A 23,437-nucleotide genomic window follows, 5' to 3' on the forward strand; every position below is an offset into this window, starting at 1 on the left:
ATTAGTTTTTTAGTAAACTAACTAGTTGCTCTTCAAATTTACCGTAAAAAATATTGGTATTACTGTTTACAATCTTTTTGTTTTTATTCATAATGAAAGTCTTTGTCATTGGGTGGATGGCTAAAGCTTTCGAAGCTTGTTTTGGCGATTTAAAGAAATATTCGTTACCACTAATAAATCCATTAGATTGTAATAAACGCTGTGCTTTTTTAGCATTGTAACTATCAATATTGATACTTACAAAAGTAACTTCTGGATATTTAGATTTTAAGTCCTTTAATTTAAAATGACTGCTTTTAAAATGATCGTAATACATGTTAGACCAAAAGGTTATTACCGTTGGTCCTTTAACTAGTGCACTAAGAGTTTTAGATTTGTTCTTGTAATCTACAACTTCAAGATGCGGTAAACTATTACCAGAGTCTAATTTACTTACAGCATTGGCATAGTTTACTATCAATTTTTTGCCTTTCTCATTTTCAGACTTGGCTAAATATTTTTGCAAAATGATATTGATTTCTTTTGCATCATCACTTAACGATAAAAATTTCACCGTGTAATGATAAAGTAATTCTTCTTTTAAGTCGTTATTAGCAATTAAACTATCAATTTTGTTCAACCGATCTAAATTAAAGCAAAGCGAGCGCCCGCGTTTAAAGTTAAGATTGTCACAATGGGCTAAATGTTGACTTAGTGCTAAATTGCTAATATTCGATTTTAAGAATGTCTTATAGGTAACAAAGTCTTTTAATTTAGAATTATTATAATCAATTTTTTTTCTATAGGCATAAAAATCGCTTGGAAGCGATTTATAAATGCTTTCAATTTGATTTCTATTAGATCTAAAAGGATAGGCTTCTTTGCTAGCGAAATAGGAATAGTTAATTTGATCTATAATTAAATTTTGAAATGTTTTACTAACTTTATTTTTCTTCTTAAAATGTCTAAATTCTTTAAGTTGTACTTGTTTTATAGAATCTAACTTATAAGTAAACTGTTGCGGGCTTAGAGATTTGTATTTTCTAATGACACGCTCTGTTTTTTCATTGTTTAAAAATGCATTTAATAAAAAGTTGTTTTGTTTTGCACCACGCCCCGTATAGACTAAAGATTCATCAAAGTCGATAGTGTTTAACCTAAAAAGTAAACTGTCATTAGGTTCAAGTATTATAATTTGATATTCGATACCGTGTTTAAAGGTATATAATCCGGGCTTTAGGTTTTCAATTTTAAATTTAAATTGGTTTCTGCCATCTAGCGTAATGGTGTCAATGGTTTTATCGCTACTTTCTAAAATAATACTATTTTCAACTGGGTTTACAATCTCTCCTCCAATATAAGCAAAAGGCTCACCCAATTGGTGATTATCTTTTTTACAGCTTAATGTTAAAAGTGATATAGATAATATTGAAAGTAATAAACGCATATTTGTTCTTCAGTTTAATACAATAGTTTCTATAACAAAAATATACCTTGTTTTTATAATGGGCTGTTAATGGGCTGTTAAAAATTATTAAAGCTAATAAAGGATTGAATACACTTTAAAAATAGGTGTTCTAAGTTTCTTCTTACCAATGAATTTTTCTACTTTTGCAAAAAAATAAACAATTATATGCTATCAGTTTCAAATCTTTCTGTACAATTCGGAAAACGAGTTCTATTTGATGAGGTAAACACGACATTTAATAATGGCAATTGCTACGGTATTATAGGTGCAAACGGATCTGGGAAATCTACGTTTTTGAAGATTATTTCAGGAAAAATAGAGCCCACTTCTGGACATGTTTCCTTAGAGGCTGGTAAACGTATGTCCGTCTTAGAACAAAACCACAACTTGTATGATGAGCATACTGTTTTAGAAACCATTTTAATGGGGAACAAACCCTTATTTGATATTAAGACAGAAATAGATGCGCTTTATGCAGATTATACTGATGAAAATGCAGAGAAAATAGGTGAGCTTCAAGTTGAATTTGAAGAAATGGATGGTTGGAATGCCGATAGTAATGCGGCTTCTATGCTATCGAATTTAGGAATTAAAGAAGATTTGCATTATACATTAATGGGCGATTTGGATGGTAAACAAAAAGTACGTGTATTATTAGCACAAGCGTTATTTGGAAATCCAGATGTGTTAATTATGGATGAGCCTACCAATGATTTGGATTATGAAACCATTTCTTGGTTAGAAAACTTTTTGGCTAATTATGAAAATTGCGTTATCGTAGTTTCTCACGATAGACACTTTTTAGATGCGGTTTGTACACATATTTCAGATATTGATTTTGGAAAAATAAATCATTACTCGGGTAACTATACCTTTTGGTACGAGTCGTCTCAATTAGCAGCACGCCAACATGCACAGCAAAACAAAAAAGCTGAAGAGAAGAAAAAAGAGTTAGAAGAATTTATTCGTCGTTTTTCTGCCAACGTTGCAAAAAGTAAACAAGCAACCAGTAGAAAAAAGATGATTGAAAAGTTAAATATTGGTGATATTAGACGTACCAGTCGTCGTTATCCTGCTATTATTTTTGAGCGTGAGCGTGAGGCTGGCGATCAAATTTTAAATATCGAAGGTTTAGCCGCAAGTATTGACGGTGAATTGCTTTTTAAAGACATCGATTTAAATTTAGCTAAAGGTGATAAAGTTGTCGTGTTTTCTAGAGATTCTAGAGCAACAACAGCGTTTTATGAAATTATAAATAATAATGAAAAAGCAGATGCAGGTGAGTTTGCTTGGGGGGTAACAACCACACAGTCTTACTTACCACTTGATAATAGTGCCTTTTTTGAAAACGATTTATCTTTAGTAGATTGGTTACGCCAATGGGCAACAACCGAAGAAGAACGTGAAGAAGTTCATATTCGTGGTTTCCTTGGGAAAATGATTTTTAGTGGTGAAGAGGCGCTTAAAAAATCGAATGTGCTTTCTGGAGGTGAAAAGGTACGTTGTATGTTAAGTAGAATGATGATGGTGCGTGCTAATGTTTTAATGTTAGACGAACCAACAAACCATTTAGATCTTGAAAGTATTACGGCATTTAATAATTCACTTAAAAACTTTAAGGGGTCTATGTTATTTACAACCCATGATCACGAGTTTGCACAAACTGTAGCCAATAGAGTCGTGGAGTTAACGCCAAATGGTGTTATAGATCGCTACACGACTTTTGATGAATATATGCAAGATAAAAAGATTAAAGAATTGCGTGATAAAATGTATGCCATAAAAGCCTAAAAGTATTTTAATATCAAATAAAAAAGTTTATTGAACCGGGTTCAATAAACTTTTTTTTATAGAAATTTGGGTTGGAAACATTGAAACTTAAAGAAAAATAAAAGGACTTAGAATGAAGTCCTTTTGTAGGGGTAATAATTTTGATTTTTAATACTTTTAAAATCAATAGTGTTTTTTCTTATTTAGTTGTTGGTGAAAACTAATAAAAACAAACAATATCTATATTAATTTATAAATGATGTCTGTGTATTGGTTTACTGTTTGCATATGTTTGAATTAAATTAGAAGTATTTTTACCTGTTAATTGGTCTACAATATTAGAGGTTTTATTTAGGTCGTCTTGGTGGACTAGAATGTCTTGTAAGGTCTCGTTTATATCCCCAGGATAATTAATACGTTCAAATTTAGATTTCATTCTAATGATAGCACAAATATTTCTTGCGGCCAATTCACTAAAAACGCGTTGTACATCGTTGAGGTTTCCTGTAAATACTTTGGTGTAATTTTTCATGGCTTTTTATTTTTAGTAAGTTGAATTTCTACAAGATAAAAAATAAAAATGTGTTATGAAAGATGTAAAGCATTAAAAATCAGTTAATTTAATCGTGTGCGCCAACGTTTTATTCAAAATGTTTATGGCTCTATTTCTAAATTAATATTTTCAATAATCGCTGTTGCTTTTTCTAGTTCGTCTTTATGTACGTACAAATCTTGAAGTCCATAAATTGTTCCTCCAAAGCCAGCGAGTCTTCCCGATTCAGTTTCGTCTTTTATAATAGCTGTAATGCCTTCATTTTCTAAATCTGAAATGATGCGTTTTACAACAATAAAATCTCCTGAAAATACTTTTATATAGTTTGAATTTGTCATGATAAATTTTAGTTTTAGGTTATAACTAAATATACAACATTTTTGAATACAAAAAATAGGAGTATTAAAAGTATTCTATAAATGAGTTTAACTATAAAGGCTATGTTTTAAAATCGGCCTATAAGACCAATTTGATTGCCAGAAAAGGCAATGTTCCAAGCGACGCGTTTTGGTTTGTTAGGATAGCTGTAAGCTTTGGTTTGAAATAAAAAATTATCTACGGAATCTACAACTACAATACTTAAAAAAGTAGCAACACCAATATCGGTTAACCAATGGGCGCCAGCAAACAATCTCGATATTGGAGCAATAGATCCTAAACTGTAAACGGCAATTTTAGACCAGGGATTATCAAATTGTTTTGCAATGGCGTGTGCCATAGTTACAGATAATACCGTATGACCTGAAGGAAAGGAATGATAGGCAGGTTTATCCGACCAAAATTCAAAATCCCTACTATTTACGTTTTCTGTGGTGTTTTTAGGTCTAGCTCTACCAATTACGGTTTTAGAGATGCTTTGTAAAATACCAGTTGTTACAGACGATGAAATTATTAAAACACTCGCTTTTCTCAGTTTCTCATTTTTTGTAAAAAGAGCTGTTCCATAAAGCGCTGCATTGGCAATAAAGTAGAGTTGTGGCTTTCCAAAACGTGTACCAACTTCCATAAAAATATGTGGGACATGGGGTTTGTTTTTTACAAAAAGCGCACTAGTTTCATCGTCTATTGTAGAAAGTGCTAAGGTGCTTACTAAAAAGGTGCCTAAGGTGTTGAAATCTTTCTTTTTCCAATGAAAAGGTCTTGAAAAGGAATGTCCAATACTTTTAACCGTTTCTTTAAAATCGTATACAGCCAATTGGCCTATTGACGAGGTGTCAGTAGGCCTTTCGGTATATAATAAATTTTGTGCATTTAATTTGCAGCTAAAAAGAAGTACAAATAATGATATAGATGCTTGTTTTATAAACATGCTATCTTAATTCTGCTCCTAATTGTTTTTCGAAGTTTTGTTGCAACTTAGACATTATTTTATCGATTTGCTTGTCTGTAAGCGTTTTGTTTTCATCTTGTAGCGTGAAACTTACCGCGTAACTTTTTTTACCGCTTGGAAGGTTTTTACCTTGGTAAACATCAAAAAGATTAACCGATTTTAGTAATTGTCTCTCACTTTGTTTCGCTATTTTGTAAATAGATTCAAAGGTGACGTTATCATCCAGTAATAATGCAAAATCACGTTTTACTTCAGGATATTTAGTAATCGCTTTAAAGGTAATTTTGTTGCGTTTAACTACATCTAAAATAGCATCCCAGTTAAAGTCGGCAAAAATAACATCTTGACTAATGTCGAAATGTTTTAAAACTTGTTTCTTTACTAATCCAAAATCAACTAAAACAGTTTTTCCTAAGCCTAAGCTAATGCCTTCACTTATTAAATCGTTTTTAGTGGGGCTTTCATTAAATCTAGAAATTCCTAAACGTTCTAACACCGCAATAATACTTCCTTTCATAAAAAAGAAGCCGCTTTTTTTATTAGATGAAATCCAATTTTCTTGCGACTGACTACCCGTTGAAAACACCGCTAAATGTTTGTATTCTTCCCGTTTATCTTGGTAACCGTGATAAGTTTTACCAAATTCATATAACTTTAAATCGCCACGTTTTCTGTTGATGTTGAAAGCGAGTGCCTCTAAGCCAGAAAATAATAACGATTGGCGCATAACCGATAAATCGTTACTTAACGGATTTAATATCGTGATGTTATGTTCATCTTTTAATTGTTCACTTAAAGCAGCGTAATTAGGCGTTGTAAGTGAATTTGATAGGATTTCGAAAAAACCTTGAGAAGCTAATTGATTACCTACAATGTTTTGAATTTTATAATCTTCAAAACGAGATGTTGCCGAAATGGAAGCATTTAGTTTTTCGGTTGTTTTTATATTATTGTAACCGTAAACACGTAAAATTTCTTCTATAATATCCGCCTCGCGTTGCACATCATTTCGGTATGCAGGTACGGTTAGGCCTAAACCGGCTTCTGTGAAATTATTCACTTTAATATCTAAAGATGATAAAATACGTTTGATGGTTTCCTTCGGAATTTCTTCACCAATTAATTTTTTAGCATTTTCGAAACTTAATCGAACTTCGAAGTCTTTAATTTTTTTAGGATAAAAATCGACAACATCGCTGGTTATTTCTCCGCCAGCTAATTCTTGAATTAATAATGCTGCACGTTTTAAAGCATATCCTGTAATATTTGGATCAATACCACGTTCAAATCTAAAAGAAGCATCGGTATTTAAGGCATGGCGTTTTGCTGTTTTTCGAATACTCACGGGGTTAAAGTAGGCACTTTCTAAAAATATACTTGTTGTATATTCTGAAACTCCAGAGTTTAAGCCTCCAAAAACCCCCGCAATACACATGGGTTTTTCAGCATCACAAATCATTAAATCATCTTCGTGTAATTCACGTTCTATGCCATCTAAGGTGGTGAATTTTGTTCCAGCTTCTAAAGTTTTTACTTCCACTTTATTACCAGCTATTTTTGCGGCATCAAAAGCGTGAAGTGGTTGTCCTAATTCGTGTAACACATAATTAGTAGCATCTACAATATTATTAATTGGGCTTAAGCCAATAGCTTTTAAGCGGTGTTGTAACCAAGCCGGAGATTCTTGAACTTTTAAACCAGAAATTGTAAGTCCGCAGTAACGCGGTGCTAAGTCGTAATTTTGAACGTCTACATCCATTTTAAGCGTGCGGTTCTCCACATGAAAAGCACTTACCGAAGGCGTAATAAGCTCTAAGTTTATATCTTTTTGAATTAAGCCAGCTTTTAAGTCGCGAGCCGTTCCAAAATGGCTCATAGCATCGGCACGATTGGGTGTTAATCCAATTTCGAAAACTTGATCGTTTTCAATATCAAAAATATCGGCTACAGGTGTACCAGCTTTTAAAGATTCATCTAATACTAAAATGCCGTCGTGTCCTTTTCCTAAGCCAAGTTCGTCTTCGGCACAAATCATCCCGAAACTTTCTTCACCTCTAATTTTTCCTTTTTTAATGGTCCAAGCTTCACCTTCTTCAGAATATAAAGTGGTTCCAATAGTGGCCACAGGAACCTTTTGTCCGGTAGCAACGTTTGGTGCGCCGCAAACAATTTGTACGGGACCATCTAAGCCAATATCGACAGTGGTTATATTTAGTTTATCGGCATTTGGGTGTTTTATGCAAGTTAAAACTTCGCCAACTACAACACCTTCCAATCCGCCTTTTACAGATTGATAGGCTTCTATGCCTTCAACTTCAAGTCCTAAATCTGTAAGTAATTCGCTAGTTTGTTCTGGAGTCCAATCTGTTTTTAAAAATTGTTTCAACCAGTTATATGAAATCTTCATAAAATCATTTTCGTATTAAGCGAGCAAAGATAAAATATTGTGCTAAGCTTTCAAACAAAGGGCTGTGAATTGTTTTAGTAAAATGCGAAATTTTAGGTCTAATTTTATTTGATTTTATAGCGCCTCAATCATTTCATTAAAATCATATTGTAAATCTTCGTGTAAACTGATAATTATTTTTTTTGCCATAAATAATTGGCGGTCGTAAAGATTGACTAATTGGGTGCTACGTTTAATGCTTGGTGAGAAGTTTTTTAAGCTTTTACAGAAATAGATTAGGAGCTCGGCTTCGGTTTCTTTTTTCTGAGAATAGCGGATAAACTTTTTAACGTTTCTAAGAATTTTACGAACCGATTTTCGGATATAAAAAAAACTATCTCTATTTATGGTTTTAAATTCGCTATCGACGTATGTTTTTACCGATTGAATATAGTCGTCTTCATTAGCAGATTCGAAAAGTAAATAGGTAAGGAGTTCTTTGTTTTCTTTTTTAAATCTTGATAAACGAAGGCAAAGGGCTATTAATTCGGCCTGCGATTGGTGTTGTAATTCTTTTTTAATAGCGACTGCCGAAACTGCTTTCATTTATTGATAGATTAGATTTTAAATTTAATAAAATAATGTGGGTTTATAAAAGCTAAGAATGATAAAATGATTTTTTGAATGTCTTTTATAAAATGATATGCTGATGGATATAAAAAGAAAGGTTTTGTCTAGCTATTATAACCAGACAAAACCTTTTGGTTTTTTATTTATAAAAAGCTAACTTATCTTAGTTTTGGAAATTTAGTAGGGTTTGTTTCATGCATGACATCATAAACTGCTTCAAAAATATCTTCAGCAGAAGGTTTTGAAAAATAGTCGCCATCGTTTCCGTAAGCCGGTCTGTGTGCTTTTGCTGTTAATGTTTTTGGAGCACTATCTAAATACTGAAAAGCGCCTTGCTCGTTTAAAATTGCATTTAAAATATAGGCCGATGCACCACCGGGAACATCTTCATCAATAATCATAACCCGATTGGTTTTTTTGATACTTTTTACAATATCATGATTAAGATCGAAAGGAATTAAAGATTGTACATCAATAATTTCAGCATCTATGCCAATTGCTAGTAAATCTTTGGCTATTTGTTCCACAATGCGTAAGGTTGAGCCGTAAGATACTAAGGTAATATCGGCACCTTCTTTTACAGTTTCTACAACGCCAATTGGTGTTTTTATAGAGCTTAAATTGTTTGGCATTTTTTCTTTTAAGCGGTAACCATTTAGACATTCGATTACAATAGCTGGATCATCACCATTTAGCAACGTGTTATAAAAACCAGCAGCTTTAGTCATGTTTCTTGGTACCAATAAATTAACACCTTTAACTAAGTTTAAAATACCACCCATTGGCGATCCCGAATGCCAAATCCCTTCTAATCGGTGTCCGCGCGTTCTTATAATTAATGGCGCTTTTTGTTTGCCTTTAGTGCGGTAGTGCAGTGTGGCTAAATCGTCGCTAATAATTTGAAGCGCATATAAAATATAATCTAAATACTGAATTTCGGCGATAGGCCGTAACCCGCGCAGTGCCATCCCAATACCTTGACCAATAATTGTGGCTTCACGAATACCAGTATCGGCAACGCGTAGTTCACCATATTTATCTTGTAAGCCTTCTAATCCTTGATTTACATCGCCAATATTTCCTGTGTCTTCGCCAAAAACTAGAGTTTCTGGATGGTTGTTAAGAATAGCGTCAAAATTATCACGAATTATAATGCGACCATCTACAAGTTCAGCATCATCATTATAAGAAGGTTTAACTTCTTTAATTCGGGTATTAGCCCCTTGGGTTTCAGAGTATAAATGCGAACTGAAAATGGGTTGTATTTTTTCGAGGAAAGTGTTTGTCCAATTTGTAAGCGTGTGTTTTTCTAAATTATTTTCGCCAATTGTAAAACGTAGCGTTCTTCTAGCATGCGATAAAATATCTTTTCTAGTAGGTTCGTCTATTTTTTCTAAATCGGCAGTAAGTTTCGATATAAAAACGCCGTTATTACTTTTTGCAGCAACTTGTTTTAAAAGAGAAATTAAATCTTGTTGTTCTTTTTTAATGGGTCTTAAAAAGGTATTCCAAGCATTCTTTTTTGCCTCACGAACAGTTCGTTTTGCTGTACGTTCTATTTCTACTAAAATTTCATGGGTGGCAATACCATTTTCTATAATCCATTCGCGTAGTTTAGAGTTACAGTCATGATTGGTTTCCCATTCTAAACGTTCGGCATTTTTATAGCGTTCGTGCGATCCAGAAGTAGAGTGTCCTTGAGGTTGTGTTAATTCTAAAACATGAATTAAAACAGGAACGTGTTCTTCTCTAGCTATTTTTGCAGCCTCTTGGTAGGTTTCCATTAAATTTGGATAATCCCAACCTTTTACTCTAAGGATTTCGAAGCCTTTTTCGTTTTTATTACGTTGAAAGCCTTTTAGAACTTCCGATATATTTTCTTTGGTTGTTTGGTGTTTCGCATGTACCGAAATACCATACTCGTCGTCCCAAACACTTATTACCATAGGAACTTGTAATACTCCTGCTGCATTTATGGTTTCAAAAAATAATCCTTCACTGGTACTGGCGTTTCCTATGGTTCCCCAAGCAACTTCATTTCCTTCAATTGAAAATTTATTGGTATTAATGTCGGTTACATTTCGGAAAATTTTCGAGGCTTGAGCCAAGCCTAATAATCGAGGCATTTGCCCTGCGGTGGGAGAAATATCTGCACTAGAATTATACTGTGCCGTTAGGTTTTTCCAACTGCCATTGTCATTTAAACTATGAGTTACAAAATGTCCACCCATTTGGCGCCCAGCAGACATGGGTTCGAGTTCTAAATTGGTATTGGCGTATAAACCGGCAAAAAATTGCTCTGTGGTTAATTCTCCAATAGCCATCATAAAGGTTTGATCGCGATAATACCCCGATCTCCAATCTCCTTTTAAAAAAGCTTTGGCCATGGCTAATTGAGGTACTTCTTTTCCATCGCCAAAAATTCCGAATTTCGCTTTTCCTGTTAGTACTTCACGTCGACCTAATAAACTGCACTCTCGGCTAACCACTGCAGTTTTATAATCGTTTAAAACTTCGGTTTTAAAATCTTCGAAAGAAAGCTCGCTTGTTACGTCTGGAATTGTTTGCATAATGATAGGTAATCCTTTCTGCAAAAGTAATTAATATTAACGATTTTTACAATGATATTGTGAGTTAAAGTATGACGTTTAATTTGTTTAATTTGTGATTAATATAGATTTTGTTGAATTATATGTATTAATAATTAAATATTATTCATAATTTAATAAAAAATTAAAACCATCGGCGTCTAAATAAACCAAGAAGCGCTTGGGGATCTAAAGTGAATTTAAACCTTATTTTTTGATCGTAATTTGGTTGTCCTACTTCCCAACCTTGGTTAGAGTAAAGGGGGAAATAAATTTCAAAATAATCGGTTACTAAATTAATACGAACACCAGAATCGTAAACAATATGGGCTGCATTATGTTTGTTTTTCACAAGGCCTAAATCGCCATAAAGTAAAATATAATTCCAAAGGGTTGTACTGGTGTTAATGGTAGACATCCATTGGTTAGCAAAAGGCGTGTCTAATTTAGATTTAAAACCACCTTCGGCTTCTATGTATTGTTGGCTAAATATTCCAGAGGCTTCAGATCGGCCTAAGTAAGAATAATCAAATAAATAATCAGATGGACGATCTAGCGCAAAGCTGAAATAATTAGAGTTTCCTTCTGTGTTATTTTTTAGAAAAGCACCGGTATAAAAACGAATATTTAATTGTCTATTACTTTCGAATAAACGTCTGTATTCGTAATTAAAAGCGAGTTTGCTAAAGTTTTTAGCCACCTGAAAATCAGAATACCAACTACTGTATTTTATAAGGTTATTATTCGATTTTGTATAACGCGCATTAAAAACGGCGTAATTGGGTTCGGCATTTGGTAATATATTGTTGAGGTCTGGATCTCTATTAATGTCTAAATATCTAAAGTTTAATATGCCGCGTTTATTTGATCTAAAATCGGAATCTTCTCTAAAATGAAAAGAAACATAAGGTTGAATTTTACTAACAAATAAGTCTTCGGCATAGGATTTATAGCTTGCAGAAAAGCCATAGTTCAAGGCGTATAAATCATTTTTTTCAAAATAATGAATTTTATAAACTGAAGCTCCTCCAGTAAAAGTTTTAGATTTAAATGCGTATTGGGGTTCTATTTTGTAGTTAAATAGTTTTCTTAAAACCGTTTTATTATAGGCTTTTATGCCTAGGGTTACGCCGTCGTATATGTTATTAAATTGGGCAATAGGCATAAAAAATACTTGATTATAATGAGGGTCTTCAATATCTTGAAATAGTCTAAATTGTAAAGGTTTATTGTTGAAAAATAAGCCTTTTAACGATTTCCAGTTGTCTCTTAAGTTGTATTCTGGAATAGAGTTTTCGTAGTTAAGCGCTAGTTTATTAGCGCTATTTCTTGGGATAGTAAAGGTTTTGTTTCCAGAAATGTTTTCTAACCATATTTTAGAAATAATACTATCGTTATTTAATGTATATAACGAGACCGGCATACTGTTTTCTCGTTTATTTTTAACAGTAAGCGTGATAGAATCTTTAGTTTTTGTGACTTTTTTTATTTTAAAATCGATTTTTTTTCGTGTGGAAATGTAGTCGGTAAAAAACCAGTTAATATCTTTATCTGTTCTTTGTTTTAAAAGCCTTTCAAAAGCTTTGGTGTTTGTTTCTTGTAGTTTATTTGTTTTTAAAAAGGTTTCAATACAGGATTCAACGACATCATCATTAACAAACTCATCCAAATATTTTAGACCAATACCGGCTTTATATTTATTGGCAATATTTTTGTTAAATTTCAATAAAGAATCTTTAGCCATAGTTAAAGGTTGGTCTCTATTGGTTCTAGCCATAAGCATATAAGCCATAGCGTATTTGTCGTTAAATTTCATTTCAGCGGCGTGAAAAGGGCGAATGGCCCAAAAATCGCTTATATTACCAAGAAATTTCATATTGGGGTAATACTCGTCAACATAGTTTATGGTATAGAAAATTTGAATACCATCTAGTAACCACTGTTCTTTTCTAGGGTTTAATAGCAGCGTGTTTTCTAAGTAATTATGTAATGCTGTTTTTAATAGTTTTAATTCATATTGAAAATTATCGGGATATACTTTTATAAAATCGGGTAAAAAATTTAGGCCGTAAACAGGGTCTTTTGCCGAGTCTATTTCAGAAAGTAATAGTTTTTTATGTGGGTATTTGTCAAAGGTTTTTATTAAAAAATCAGCAATTTTTTCGTTAATTAAAACCTTATCAATAATCTCTAAGCCACCATCGTCAATATTTGAAACTATGGAAAAGTTGTCGCCTTTTATGGTATTGAATGTCGATTGTTGATTTAAAAATAATTTGGAGTTTACCCTATTTTTACCTTCAAGTTTTATAGTTTGGTTTTGGCCTAAAGTATCCATGGCAACAACATCTAATTCCGATGTAATTGTATAACCTTTAGGGTATTCGATATCTAGATTTATATCTGCTTTTGGAACATATAAATCATCTAAATCTTTATTGCTGTAATATTGCCAGTCTCCATTGTAAATAGCTGGAGTAATGTACCAATATCTTAGATTAAAATCGCCCGAATCTGTTATGCCATAACTAGTAAATTTACTGTTTGGCAGCTGTACAGTGTATTCTAAATGGATAGTGTAACTTGAGTTTGGCAATAAAGCTTGAGCAAGTTCTACTTTAATAATATCCATTTGATTTTTTACACGTGAAAATTTTAGAACGGCCTCTTTTTGCTTAATAGAGGTAACAACAGTAAATCCACGATCTTCATTTTTAGCTAAATGAAAATCATTTTTATACTCGTCGGCAATTCGAGTTGCTAAAGCGGTTTTTTTAGTTGAATAGCTATTAGCCCAATCGTTTAGATATATTGTTTTTAAGGTGTCTTTTGAAGTGTTTTGATAACGAATAGATTGTATGATTTTAATCGATTTGTTTTCCAAATTAAACGTTGCTTTTAAGTCAATTTTATTTTGACTAAAGCTTGAAAAACCTACTAAAAAAAATACATAAAGAAATAGAAATTGTAACTTCAAATTATTTAAACATTAAATAGATTTATGGTGCTTAACGTGTTGCAATATAGTAAAATATGATGGCAAAAAAATATTACTTTTCAGATTAACAAAAATTATTAAATAATAGAGCGTTTATTTATGTTTTACGCCGGAAAACCGGCGTATTTTCTCTAAAAATTACAGGTTTGTTAAAAATTAGGACTTAATCGAGATTCTTCATAAAAGGCATCAAGTATGGCAATAACGTCATCTTCAGTATCTACTAAATGAATTAAATCTAAATCTGGTTCACTAATATTTCCAAACGTTAGTAATGTTGTTTTTATCCATTCAATTAAACCTTCCCAAAAATCCGTACCAACAAGAATTATTGGGAATTTTTCAATTTTATGGGTTTGAATAAGCGTAATAGCTTCAAATAATTCGTCTAAAGTTCCAAAGCCACCAGGCATAACCACAAAACCTTGCGAGTATTTTACAAACATTACTTTTCTAACAAAAAAGTAATCGAAATCTAAACTTTTATCGTTGTCTATATAAGGATTGTCATGTTGCTCAAACGGCAATTCAATATTTAATCCAACCGAAGTTCCTCCTGCTAAATGCGCTCCTTTATTACCGGCTTCCATAATTCCTGGACCACCACCTGTAATAACACCGTAGCCATGATCCACAATTTTACTGGCTACTTTTTCTGCGAGTTTATAATATTTATGTTCAGGTTTGGTTCGTGCCGATCCAAAAATAGAAACGCATGGCCCAATTTTACTCATTTTTTCATAACCACTAACAAACTCGCCCATTATTTTAAAAATGGCCCATGAATCGTTTGTTTTATTATCATTCCAACCTTTTGGGTGTTGTTCTTTTTTCATGTTTTTATTTGTTTTAAGAAATCTCTTTTATTAAAAAGGACTTCTGTAATTTTATTTTTTTAAATGTATAAGTTCTTTTTTCAAAAACCTTGCCGTATGGCTTTTTTTGTGTTTTGCAACTTCTTCGGGCGTACCAACAGCAATCACTTTTCCACCTCCTTTACCACCTTCGTAGCCAATATCTATAACATGGTCAACGGTTTTTATAACGTCTAAATTGTGTTCAATAATTAAAACGGTATTACCTTTGTCGGCTAATTTGTTTAAAACAATCATAAGGATTCTAATATCCTCAAAATGTAAACCAGTGGTGGGTTCGTCCAGAATATAAAAGGTGTTTCCGGTGTCCCGTTTTGATAGTTCGGTGGCTAATTTTATACGTTGCGCTTCACCACCAGAAAGTGTTGTGCTTTGCTGGCCTAAAGTAATATAGCCTAAACCAACATCTTGAATGGTTTTTAATTTTCTATATATTTTCGGGATATGTTCAAAGAAATCAACCGCTTCATTAATCGTCATGTTTAAAACATCGCTAATAGACTTTCCTTTGTACCGAATTTCTAAGGTTTCCCTGTTAAAACGTTTGCCTTGGCAGGTTTCGCATTCCACATAAACATCGGGTAGAAAATTCATTTCAATAACGCGTAAACCACCACCTTGACAAGTTTCGCAACGTCCGCCTTTAACATTAAAACTAAAGCGACCTGCTTTGTAACCTCGAATCATAGCTTCGGGAATTTTAGCAAATAACGCCCTAATTTCACTAAAAGTTCCGGTGTAGGTTACTGGGTTGCTTCGTGGCGTTCTTCCTATTGGAGACTGATTTATATCAATCACTTTATCAATATGCTCTAAGCCTTTAATGCTTTTGTAGGGCATTGGTTTTTTTACACCATTAAAATAATAGGCATTTAAAATAGGGTAGAGGGTTTCGTTGATTAAAGTCGATTTTCCACTTCCAGAAACACCGGTAACCCCAATCATTTTTCCTAAAGGAAATTTAACCGATACGTTTTTTAAGTTATTTCCCGTACAGCCTTTTAATTCTATAAATTTTCCGTTGCCTTCTCGGCGTTTTTTAGGAATTTCAATTTCTTTTTTACCGTTTAAATAATCGGCTGTTAGCGTGTTGTGTGTTTTTAATTCGTCAGGTGTTCCAATGCTGATAATATCGCCACCGTGTTTTCCTGCTTTGGGACCGATATCAATCACGTAATCGGCACGTTCAATCATGTCTTTATCATGCTCAACCACAATAACGGAATTTCCAATATCTCTTAAAGCCTCTAAAGAATTTATTAGTTTTTCGTTGTCGCGTTGGTGCAATCCAATACTCGGTTCGTCTAAAATATAAAGCACACCAACCAGTTGCGAGCCAATTTGAGTGGCTAGCCTAATACGCTGAGCTTCTCCTCCCGAAAGAGATTTAGAACTTCGGTTTAGAGATAAATAATTAAGACCAACATCGAGTAAAAACTGTAATCTGGATTTAATTTCCTTTATGACTTCTTCAGCTATTTTTAATTGTTTTTCAGAAAGATGGTCGTTTAAATTATTAAACCATTCGGCTAATTCTACAATATCACTATTAGCTAATTCTGCAATGTTTTTTTCGTTTATTTTAAAATAAAGCGATTCTTTTTTTAAGCGAGAACCTTTGCAAACCGGACAAGTTACTTTGTCCATATAATCTTTTGCCCAGCGTTTTAAAGAGGTCGATTCAGCTGTTTTATATTGGTTTTCAATAAAATTAGCAATCCCTTCAAAATCTATTTTATAATCGCGGGTAACACCTAAAGTTTTACTTTCTACCGAAAATTTATCGTTGCCGCCATACATAATAATTTGTTTGGCTTCTTTTGGAATATCTTTATAAGCATCGGTTAATTTAAAGTTGAAACGTTGTGCTATAGTTTCTAATTGCTTAAAAATCCACGAATTTTTTTCAGGGCCAAGAGGTGCTAAAGCGCCGTTTTTTATCGAAAGCTTTTCGTCGGGAACAATTTTACTTTCATTCACTTGATAGAGTTCTCCAATACCATTACAATTATCGCAAGCCCCTTTTGGGGAGTTGAAAGAAAAGTTGTTTGGTTCCGGATTAGGGTATGAAATTCCCGAAGTTGGACACATCAAGCTACGGCTAAAATAACGTGTTTCCTGAGTGTCTTGGTCTATTACCAAAAGGACATCTTCACCATGATACATGGCGGTGTTTATGGTTTCGGTTAAGCGTTTGTCGTTATCGGCAGTATCATCAATTTTTAATCGGTCAATAACAATTTCAATATCGTGATTTTTGTAACGGTCGAGTTTCATCCCTTTTACAAGGTCTTTTATTTCGCCGTCCGTGCGTACTTTTACAAAACCTTGTTTGGCGATTTGTTCAAAAAGTTCGCGGTAATGTCCTTTTCTAGAACGTACTACAGGCGCCAAAATATTAATGCGCTTTCCGTTAAAATCTTTTAAAATTAGGGATTTAATTTGCTCGTCGCTATAACTCACCATTTTATCGCCAGTGTTGTAGCTATACGCATCACTAGCTCGCGCAAAAAGTAGGCGCATAAAATCGTAAATCTCGGTAATGGTACCAACGGTAGATCGTGGCGACTTGCTTGTTGTTTTTTGCTCGATAGCAATTACTGGGGAAAGTCCGTCTATTTTATCAACATCAGGACGTTCTAATCCGCCTAAAAATTGTCGGGCATAAGCCGAAAAGGTTTCAATGTATCGGCGTTGTCCTTCGGCATAAATAGTATCAAACGCTAAAGACGATTTTCCACTCCCCGACAAACCTGTAATAACTACTAGTTTTTCTCGGGGAATAGAAACGTCTATGTTTTTTAGGTTGTGAACTCGCGCTCCTTTTACTTCAATAAAATCATCAAATTGGCTCATAAATTGGCAAAAGTGCGAAGTTACGATTTTTGATGTTAAAATCCTGTGAAGATTAATTGTCTATACTGTTAAATAGAATGTATTGAAATAATTAATACCAAGCGTGTTCTAACCAAAGTTAAATGGCTGATAATTCTCCTGATTTAAGAGATTTGGTGTAATTAGCTTTAACCGATTGTAAGTAGCCAAAAAATTTGCTGCCATCTTGTTTTTTTAATGTAACATAAGTATGGCCTTTATCGCAAGTTTCTACATGGCTAACAACTACTTTATTGCCTTTAACATTTTTGTAGTTTGCAAGTTTTCCCTTTTTTACTAAAAAATTTAATTTAGGAAATTTTACATACTTATAAGATTGTCCTGTAGGAGAATTAACGATAAATTGATCTCCTATTTCTGGGTTTTTGTTAGCATGTAAAGCAAAACAAAAAATAGAGAGACAAGCGGTAAGAAATACTTTTTTCATAATTAAAATGTGTGTTTAGTTTTTTTTGATTTTGTTTAAAAATATATTTTAAAACAAATCCGGTCAATAGCTTTAAGATTAATTAACAAATGCTGTTGATTTCAGTTGTTGGGCGTATACCCCATTAAAACAAGGGGAGAGTTAAGTGAGATTATGATTATAGTGAAGGTCGGTATGCTGTTTGCTTTTTTTTAATTAAAATTTATATAGTTTATAGGTTTAAACCTGAATAAAATGGGGGTGTCGGTGTTTATTTTATTTTTATGTTTTTAACATATAATTAAGAGAATTCAAGGCTTTACTATCTTCTGTTTTGTTGAAAAAATATATTTAATTTTACTAATATTGTGAAGGAAATAACTAACAGAATTAAATACATTATATATGAAATTATTAGGAATAGGATCGCGAATTAATCATTCCGAATACGGAAAAGGTGTGGTTACTAATGTAACATCACAGCATTATTGGGTAACCTTTATTGAAAATGGATTAGAAACTATTGATTTAGATAGCGATTTTGAAGTGATTGAAGCTGCTGATGATTTGGTGGACGCGGTAAGCTTTTCTGATGTAGAGAGTAGTTTGGTACACATATTAAAAAAATGGAGTGATACCAGTGAAATAGTGCCTATTGCTGATAAATATAAAGGCGGAAAACTAATTTTAGAGCCAGCGGATACTAATTTGAAACCTTACGAATTACCAATCGATAAGTTTTTTCATAAAATAATTATGGTTCGCGATCGCTTGCGTGTTATGGAACAACGCATTAATGCAAGCGATTTGGATGCGCAGGGAAAAATAGATTTGCAACAATACATCACGAGAATTTACGGGAGTTTAACCAGTTTTAATATTTTGTTTAAATCGAAATCTCATAATTTTGTGGGGCAACGTAGTAAATAGAAATAAAAAAAACCAGCCTTATTTGGTTGGTTTTTTTATGAAATTAATTCGTGGTTTTTATGTCGTCCATTTCCAAACCTAAAACTAGTAGTTTATGAAAGGTAGGAAGCTGTGCACCGGTTTCGGTTGTTGTCCAATCGCTCCATGATGCTTCCAGTCCGTTAATTGGTAAGATAGAAACCCACATTTTAAAAGCTTTTGGTTTATAATTGTCATCTAAAATCCATAAATAAGAATCTCCAGGCGTGCTGCCTCCAGAACTGTAAGTCACTAATAGGCCTTGTTCGTTATTTGGTAAATTAACGAGTTTTCGTGTTGTTCCACTATCGAAAACTTTATAAGGTGCCACCAACCAAAAAGAATCGTTATTAAAATAATTAAATGCTTTTTGTTGGAGCGCTTTAGCTTCGTTCGCATCATTAATTAAGGTGTCGCCATTATAAGATTTACTAAGCTCGAGGTTGTTTAGGTGAAGTTCCACTTTGTAGTTTCTCCAAAATACTTCACAAATATTTTTATTTTTTTGCCACTTATAATGATGTCTTTTTTTAAAGGTCCATTCTAAGTAATTTGTGCTTTTATAAGCTTCATAATTTAAAGATTCTAACATTTTAGAAGCTAATACATCGGCTTGCTCGGGTTGCGTTCCAAAAGGTAAATCTTCATTGTATTTAAAATATAGAAATCCAAAAAATAGGAGGGTTGGTAATGTTAGAAATACCACGATTCCTAAAGTGATTTTTATTATTTTTTTTGTTTTCAAATCAAGTTGTTTTTTAATTGTTGATTTATGAGGTTTTTAGAATCCGACAGCAGTATCATCGCCACGATAATCGGCGCCGCCTTCCAAAGTGTTATCTTCTAAAACAAGGATGCCATCTACTTTTCCAATGATGGGTGAATCTTTTTGATTAATTGAATAACCACGTTTTTTAAGATTTTCAATGATGGTTTTATCAAATGCGTTGGGCTCCATTCTAATCTCGTCAGGCAACCATTGATGGTGGAAACGTGGGGCGTTTACAGCCTCTTGCATAGACATATCAAATTCATGTACATTTAATATGGTTTGTAACACCGATGTAATAATCGTAGAGCCTCCTGGGGTACCGACAGACATAAATAGTTTCCCGTTTTTCTCAACAATAGTTGGAGTCATCGAACTTAGCATGCGTTTTTGTGGCGCGATACTGTTGGCTTCGGCACCAATAAGTCCAAACATATTAGGCTCGCCAGGTTTACTGCTAAAATCGTCCATTTCGTTGTTTAGGAAAAACCCAAGTTCAGCGCAATACAGCTTGGAGCCATAAGCACCGTTTAGGGTTGTGGTGGCAGAAATGGCGTTTCCAAATTGGTCAACAATAGAATAATGTGTGGTTTCATCACTTTCAATAATAGTCATATTTCCGTGTGAAACATCATTTGATAAGGTTGCTTTTTCAAACGAAAAATCATTCATTCTTCCGCCTAAATAATCTTCTTTAATTAATGTTTTTATCGGAATATTAACAAAATCGGGATCGCCTAAATAGAAACTTCTATCGGCATAAGCACGACGTTCCGCTTCGGTAATCACCTGAATAGTTTTTTCAGAATTGTGTCCATAGTCATCAATAGGAAAAGGTTCAATCATTTTCATAATTTGAGCCAAACAAACGCCGCCGCTAGATGGTGGCGACATAGAAATAATTTTTAAATCATCATAATTGAAACTTATAGGATCTCGCCATTTGGCTTCGTAATTTGCTAAATCTTCTTCTGTGATTAATCCGCCATTATCTTGAATAAATTTCGCTAAGGTTTTTGCTGTTTCACCTTTATAAAACCCATCTTTTCCTTCTTTTAAAATACGTTCTAATGTTTCAGCTAAACTATTGTATTTAATGGTGTCGTTGGCTTTCCAATGGGTATTGAAAAGAATAGAATCTTTGTTTACCTTTTTAAATAAAGGCTGATAATGTGCAAGGCTTTTGGCTTGTTTTTCGGTAACTAAAACACCTTTTTTAGCCAAGGCAATTACGGGGTTTAAAATAGTTTCCATAGGTAAGGAACCTAGTTTTTTATGCACTTCAAACACGCCAGCTACGGTGCCAGGAACGCCAATAGCTAGAGCACCAAGGGTACTTTTTTCTGGAATTACATTTCCGTTTTTATCTAAATACATGTTTTTTGTGGCTGCCATGGGGGCTTTTTCTCTGTAATCAATAGCGCCTGTTTCGCCATTGGCTTGCCGGTAAACCATAAAACCACCACCGCCAAGGTTACCAGCAAAAGGAAAAGCAACGGCTAAAGCCAGTTCGGTTGCAACCATAGCGTCGAAGGCATTGCCTCCTTTTTTAAGAATATCATTTCCTATTTTAGACGCTTCAATTCGTGCCGAAACCACCATGGCTTTTTGAGTCATTAACCCGCGGTGTTTTTCTTTTACTGGGGTTTTAACGGTTTGTTTGCATGCAACTAAAAAGGAAAATAAAAGAACAGTATATATTAGATACTTCATAAAATAGTTTGATTGAGTTCTATTAATTTTTCATTTGAAAACGCGATAAGTTCATCGAAAAAAGACGAAAATTCGGTTTCAAATTCGTTGTAAAATAATTCGAGTTCGTTAACGGCTTTATCCATTCCCGATCGGTTTTTTGTTCGACGATTCATACCTTCTAAAACGCGGGAAATACCATCGATAGACGCGTAACTTAATAGCCAATTATCACTCATCATATACGGCATCATTTTTTGTATTCTGGAAGGCAGTATATTATAGTGTTCCTCTAAGGAATCATAAAACGTGTCTACATATTCATTTAAAGGTTTATTGGAATAGGTACTCCAATTTTTAGCTAAAAAATGATCGTAAAGAATATCAACAATAATTCCCGAATAATGCCCGTAATTTTCATGAAGTCTTTTTGTACTTAATCTCACGGTTTTATGCGCATCGGTAAACGTGTCAATATTTCGGTGTAATAAAATACCAATTTGAATGTCTCTCGAGAATTTTGTGTAATCTTTTCCTTTAATACCATCGGCAATAAAATTTCCTATGGTTACTAAATTGTTGTCTCCGGAAAGATAAATATGGGCTAAATAGTTCATGCGGGTAATTTACGAATTACGAATTTGAAATACTATATTTGTTCTTTTAAAATAAACAAACATATGACATTAATAAAATCAATTTCTGGAATTAGAGGAACCATTGGCGGACAAGTAGGTGATAATTTAACACCTATAGATGCTGTGAAATTTGCTTCGGCTTATGGGGTCTGGTTGAAAGAAAATCGGTTTAAAGAAAACTATAAAGTGGTTGTTGGTCGTGATGCCCGTATATCTGGTAAAATGATGCAAAATTTAGTGATGAATACGCTTATTGGTTTAGGTGTTGATGTTGTGGATGTTGGACTTTCTACAACTCCAACTGTAGAAGTTGCAGTAACTTTAGAACATGCCGATGGGGGTATTATTTTAACGGCAAGCCATAACCCAAAACAATGGAATGCGTTAAAACTATTAAATGAAAAAGGTGAGTTTTTAGATGCTGTTGAAGGTGAAAAAATATTGAATATAGCCGAAAGTGATGCCATGAGTTTTGCCGAAGTTGATAACCTTGGAAAAATTACAAAAAATAAAGCTTACATTGATTTACATATTATTGAAGTGTTAGATTTAGATTTAGTAACCGTAGGCGCGATTGAAGAAGAAAAATTTAAAGTGGTTGTTGATGGTGTTAATTCTACGGGAGGTATTGCTATTCCTTTACTTTTGGAACGTTTAGGTGTGGAGGTTGTAAAGTTGTATTGTGAACCAAACGGGGAATTTCCTCATAACCCAGAACCTTTAAAAGAACACTTAACCGATTTATCGGATGCGGTTAAAAAACATCATGCCGATTTTGGAATTGTGGTGGATCCGGATGTAGATCGCTTAGCTTTTATGGACGAAAATGGAGAGATGTTTGGCGAAGAATATACGCTTGTAGCTTGTGCAGATTATGTGTTAAGTAAAACACCAGGAAATACGGTGAGTAATATGAGTTCTACTCGAGCGTTACGTGATATCACATTAAAACATGGTGGAACTTACGAGGCTAGTGCTGTAGGCGAGGTGAATGTTGTTAAATTAATGAAGAAAAATAAAGTGGTTATCGGTGGTGAAGGTAATGGCGGTATTATTTACCCAGATGCGCATTATGGTCGTGATGCCCTTGTTGGTGTGGCTTTGTTTTTAAGTTTATTAGCCGAAAAACGAATTTCGGTAAGCGCACTTAGAGCAACGTATCCAGATTATTTTATGAGTAAAAAGAAAATTCAATTAACGCCAGGTTTAGATGTTGATGGTATTTTAAAGGAAATAGAACAACGTTACCAAAATGAACAATTAACAACCATTGACGGTGTTAAAATTGATTTTGCAGAAAGTTGGGCACACCTTCGTAAAAGTAATACAGAACCTATCATTAGAATTTATACAGAAGCAAAAACACAAACTGAAGCAGATGCTTTAGCCGATAAATTTATTGAGGAAATTGGTGCTATCGCTAAACTGTAGTTTTTTTGTTAAGTTGCTTAAAACTAAAGCTAGTTCTTAGACTATCGATTAGAACAGAGTAATAAAAAAGGAGTTAGGTGT

17 protein-coding genes are annotated in these 23,437 nt (G+C 33.5%); 3 read left to right on the plus strand and 14 right to left on the minus strand.

Going from position 1 to position 23,437, the window contains the following annotated elements:
• Window position 1: 1 nt before the first annotated feature.
• A complete protein-coding gene (locus FQU21_RS01255) occupies window positions 2-1,426 on the minus strand; it encodes a TlpA family protein disulfide reductase (protein ID WP_147676210.1) in 1,425 nt (474 codons plus the stop codon).
• A gap of 186 nt (window positions 1,427-1,612) precedes the next feature.
• Between FQU21_RS01255 and FQU21_RS01260 the strand changes: the two genes are divergently transcribed.
• On the plus strand, window positions 1,613-3,238 hold the full coding sequence (locus FQU21_RS01260; protein WP_147676211.1) for an ABC-F family ATP-binding cassette domain-containing protein: 1,626 nt from the start codon (window positions 1,613-1,615) through the stop codon (window positions 3,236-3,238).
• A 229-nt stretch (window positions 3,239-3,467) separates the two neighbouring features.
• Here the strand turns inward: FQU21_RS01260 and FQU21_RS01265 are convergent, their stop codons facing one another.
• The 10 genes from FQU21_RS01265 to FQU21_RS01310 form a co-directional block, all read right to left on the minus strand.
• The gene (locus FQU21_RS01265) at window positions 3,468-3,749 is read right to left on the minus strand and encodes a DUF2007 domain-containing protein (RefSeq protein ID WP_147676212.1); all 282 of its coding nucleotides are present in this window, start codon (window positions 3,747-3,749) and stop codon (window positions 3,468-3,470) included.
• A gap of 122 nt (window positions 3,750-3,871) precedes the next feature.
• Window positions 3,872-4,108, minus strand: a complete 237-nt coding sequence (locus FQU21_RS01270) for a putative signal transducing protein (protein ID WP_147676213.1) — start codon at window positions 4,106-4,108, stop codon at window positions 3,872-3,874.
• Window positions 4,109-4,215: 107 nt separating this feature from the next.
• Complete coding sequence (locus tag FQU21_RS01275; protein ID WP_147676214.1) at window positions 4,216-5,079, minus strand: phosphatase PAP2 family protein; 864 nt, start codon at window positions 5,077-5,079, stop codon at window positions 4,216-4,218.
• A 1-nt stretch (window position 5,080) separates the two neighbouring features.
• On the minus strand, window positions 5,081-7,507 hold the full coding sequence (gene pheT, locus FQU21_RS01280) for a phenylalanine--tRNA ligase subunit beta (RefSeq protein ID WP_147676215.1): 2,427 nt from the start codon (window positions 7,505-7,507) through the stop codon (window positions 5,081-5,083).
• A gap of 114 nt (window positions 7,508-7,621) precedes the next feature.
• On the minus strand, window positions 7,622-8,092 hold the full coding sequence (locus FQU21_RS01285; RefSeq protein WP_147676216.1) for a hypothetical protein: 471 nt from the start codon (window positions 8,090-8,092) through the stop codon (window positions 7,622-7,624).
• A 182-nt stretch (window positions 8,093-8,274) separates the two neighbouring features.
• On the minus strand, window positions 8,275-10,686 hold the full coding sequence (locus tag FQU21_RS01290) for an alpha-ketoacid dehydrogenase subunit alpha/beta (protein ID WP_147676217.1): 2,412 nt from the start codon (window positions 10,684-10,686) through the stop codon (window positions 8,275-8,277).
• A 163-nt stretch (window positions 10,687-10,849) separates the two neighbouring features.
• Window positions 10,850-13,588, minus strand: a complete 2,739-nt coding sequence (locus FQU21_RS01295; RefSeq protein WP_246124709.1) for a gluzincin family metallopeptidase — start codon at window positions 13,586-13,588, stop codon at window positions 10,850-10,852.
• Window positions 13,589-13,851: 263 nt separating this feature from the next.
• Complete coding sequence (locus tag FQU21_RS01300; protein ID WP_147676219.1) at window positions 13,852-14,538, minus strand: LOG family protein; 687 nt, start codon at window positions 14,536-14,538, stop codon at window positions 13,852-13,854.
• 51 nt (window positions 14,539-14,589) lie between these two features.
• Window positions 14,590-17,433, minus strand: a complete 2,844-nt coding sequence (gene uvrA / locus FQU21_RS01305; protein WP_147676220.1) for an excinuclease ABC subunit UvrA — start codon at window positions 17,431-17,433, stop codon at window positions 14,590-14,592.
• Window positions 17,434-17,551: 118 nt separating this feature from the next.
• Window positions 17,552-17,899, minus strand: a complete 348-nt coding sequence (locus FQU21_RS01310) for a hypothetical protein (protein ID WP_147676221.1) — start codon at window positions 17,897-17,899, stop codon at window positions 17,552-17,554.
• A gap of 384 nt (window positions 17,900-18,283) precedes the next feature.
• Here FQU21_RS01310 and FQU21_RS01315 point away from each other — a divergent pair, with 384 nt between their 5' ends.
• Entirely contained in the window at window positions 18,284-18,808 is a 525-nt protein-coding gene (locus FQU21_RS01315; RefSeq protein WP_147676222.1) for a hypothetical protein, read from the plus strand.
• Between the two features lie 43 nt (window positions 18,809-18,851).
• Here the strand turns inward: FQU21_RS01315 and FQU21_RS01320 are convergent, their stop codons facing one another.
• From FQU21_RS01320 to FQU21_RS01330, 3 genes are read right to left on the minus strand one after another with little or no spacing between them, the layout of a single operon-like run.
• Entirely contained in the window at window positions 18,852-19,571 is a 720-nt protein-coding gene (locus FQU21_RS01320; protein ID WP_147676223.1) for a hypothetical protein, read from the minus strand.
• Between the two features lie 36 nt (window positions 19,572-19,607).
• Window positions 19,608-21,308 (minus strand): gamma-glutamyltransferase, encoded by a 1,701-nt coding sequence (gene ggt / locus FQU21_RS01325; protein ID WP_147676224.1) that lies wholly within the window; start codon window positions 21,306-21,308, stop codon window positions 19,608-19,610.
• Window positions 21,305-21,904, minus strand: coding sequence for an acyl carrier protein phosphodiesterase (locus tag FQU21_RS01330; RefSeq protein WP_147676225.1), 600 nt, complete (start codon window positions 21,902-21,904; stop codon window positions 21,305-21,307). The genes ggt and FQU21_RS01330 overlap by 4 nt, the downstream gene beginning before the upstream one ends.
• Window positions 21,905-21,967: 63 nt before the next feature.
• Here FQU21_RS01330 and glmM point away from each other — a divergent pair, with 63 nt between their 5' ends.
• Entirely contained in the window at window positions 21,968-23,356 is a 1,389-nt protein-coding gene (gene glmM / locus FQU21_RS01335; protein ID WP_147676226.1) for a phosphoglucosamine mutase, read from the plus strand.
• The last annotated feature ends 81 nt before the right edge of the window (window positions 23,357-23,437 follow it).

Origin of the sequence: Algibacter pacificus, from assembly GCF_008033385.1 — a bacterium.
Classification (GTDB): domain Bacteria; phylum Bacteroidota; class Bacteroidia; order Flavobacteriales; family Flavobacteriaceae; genus Algibacter; species Algibacter pacificus.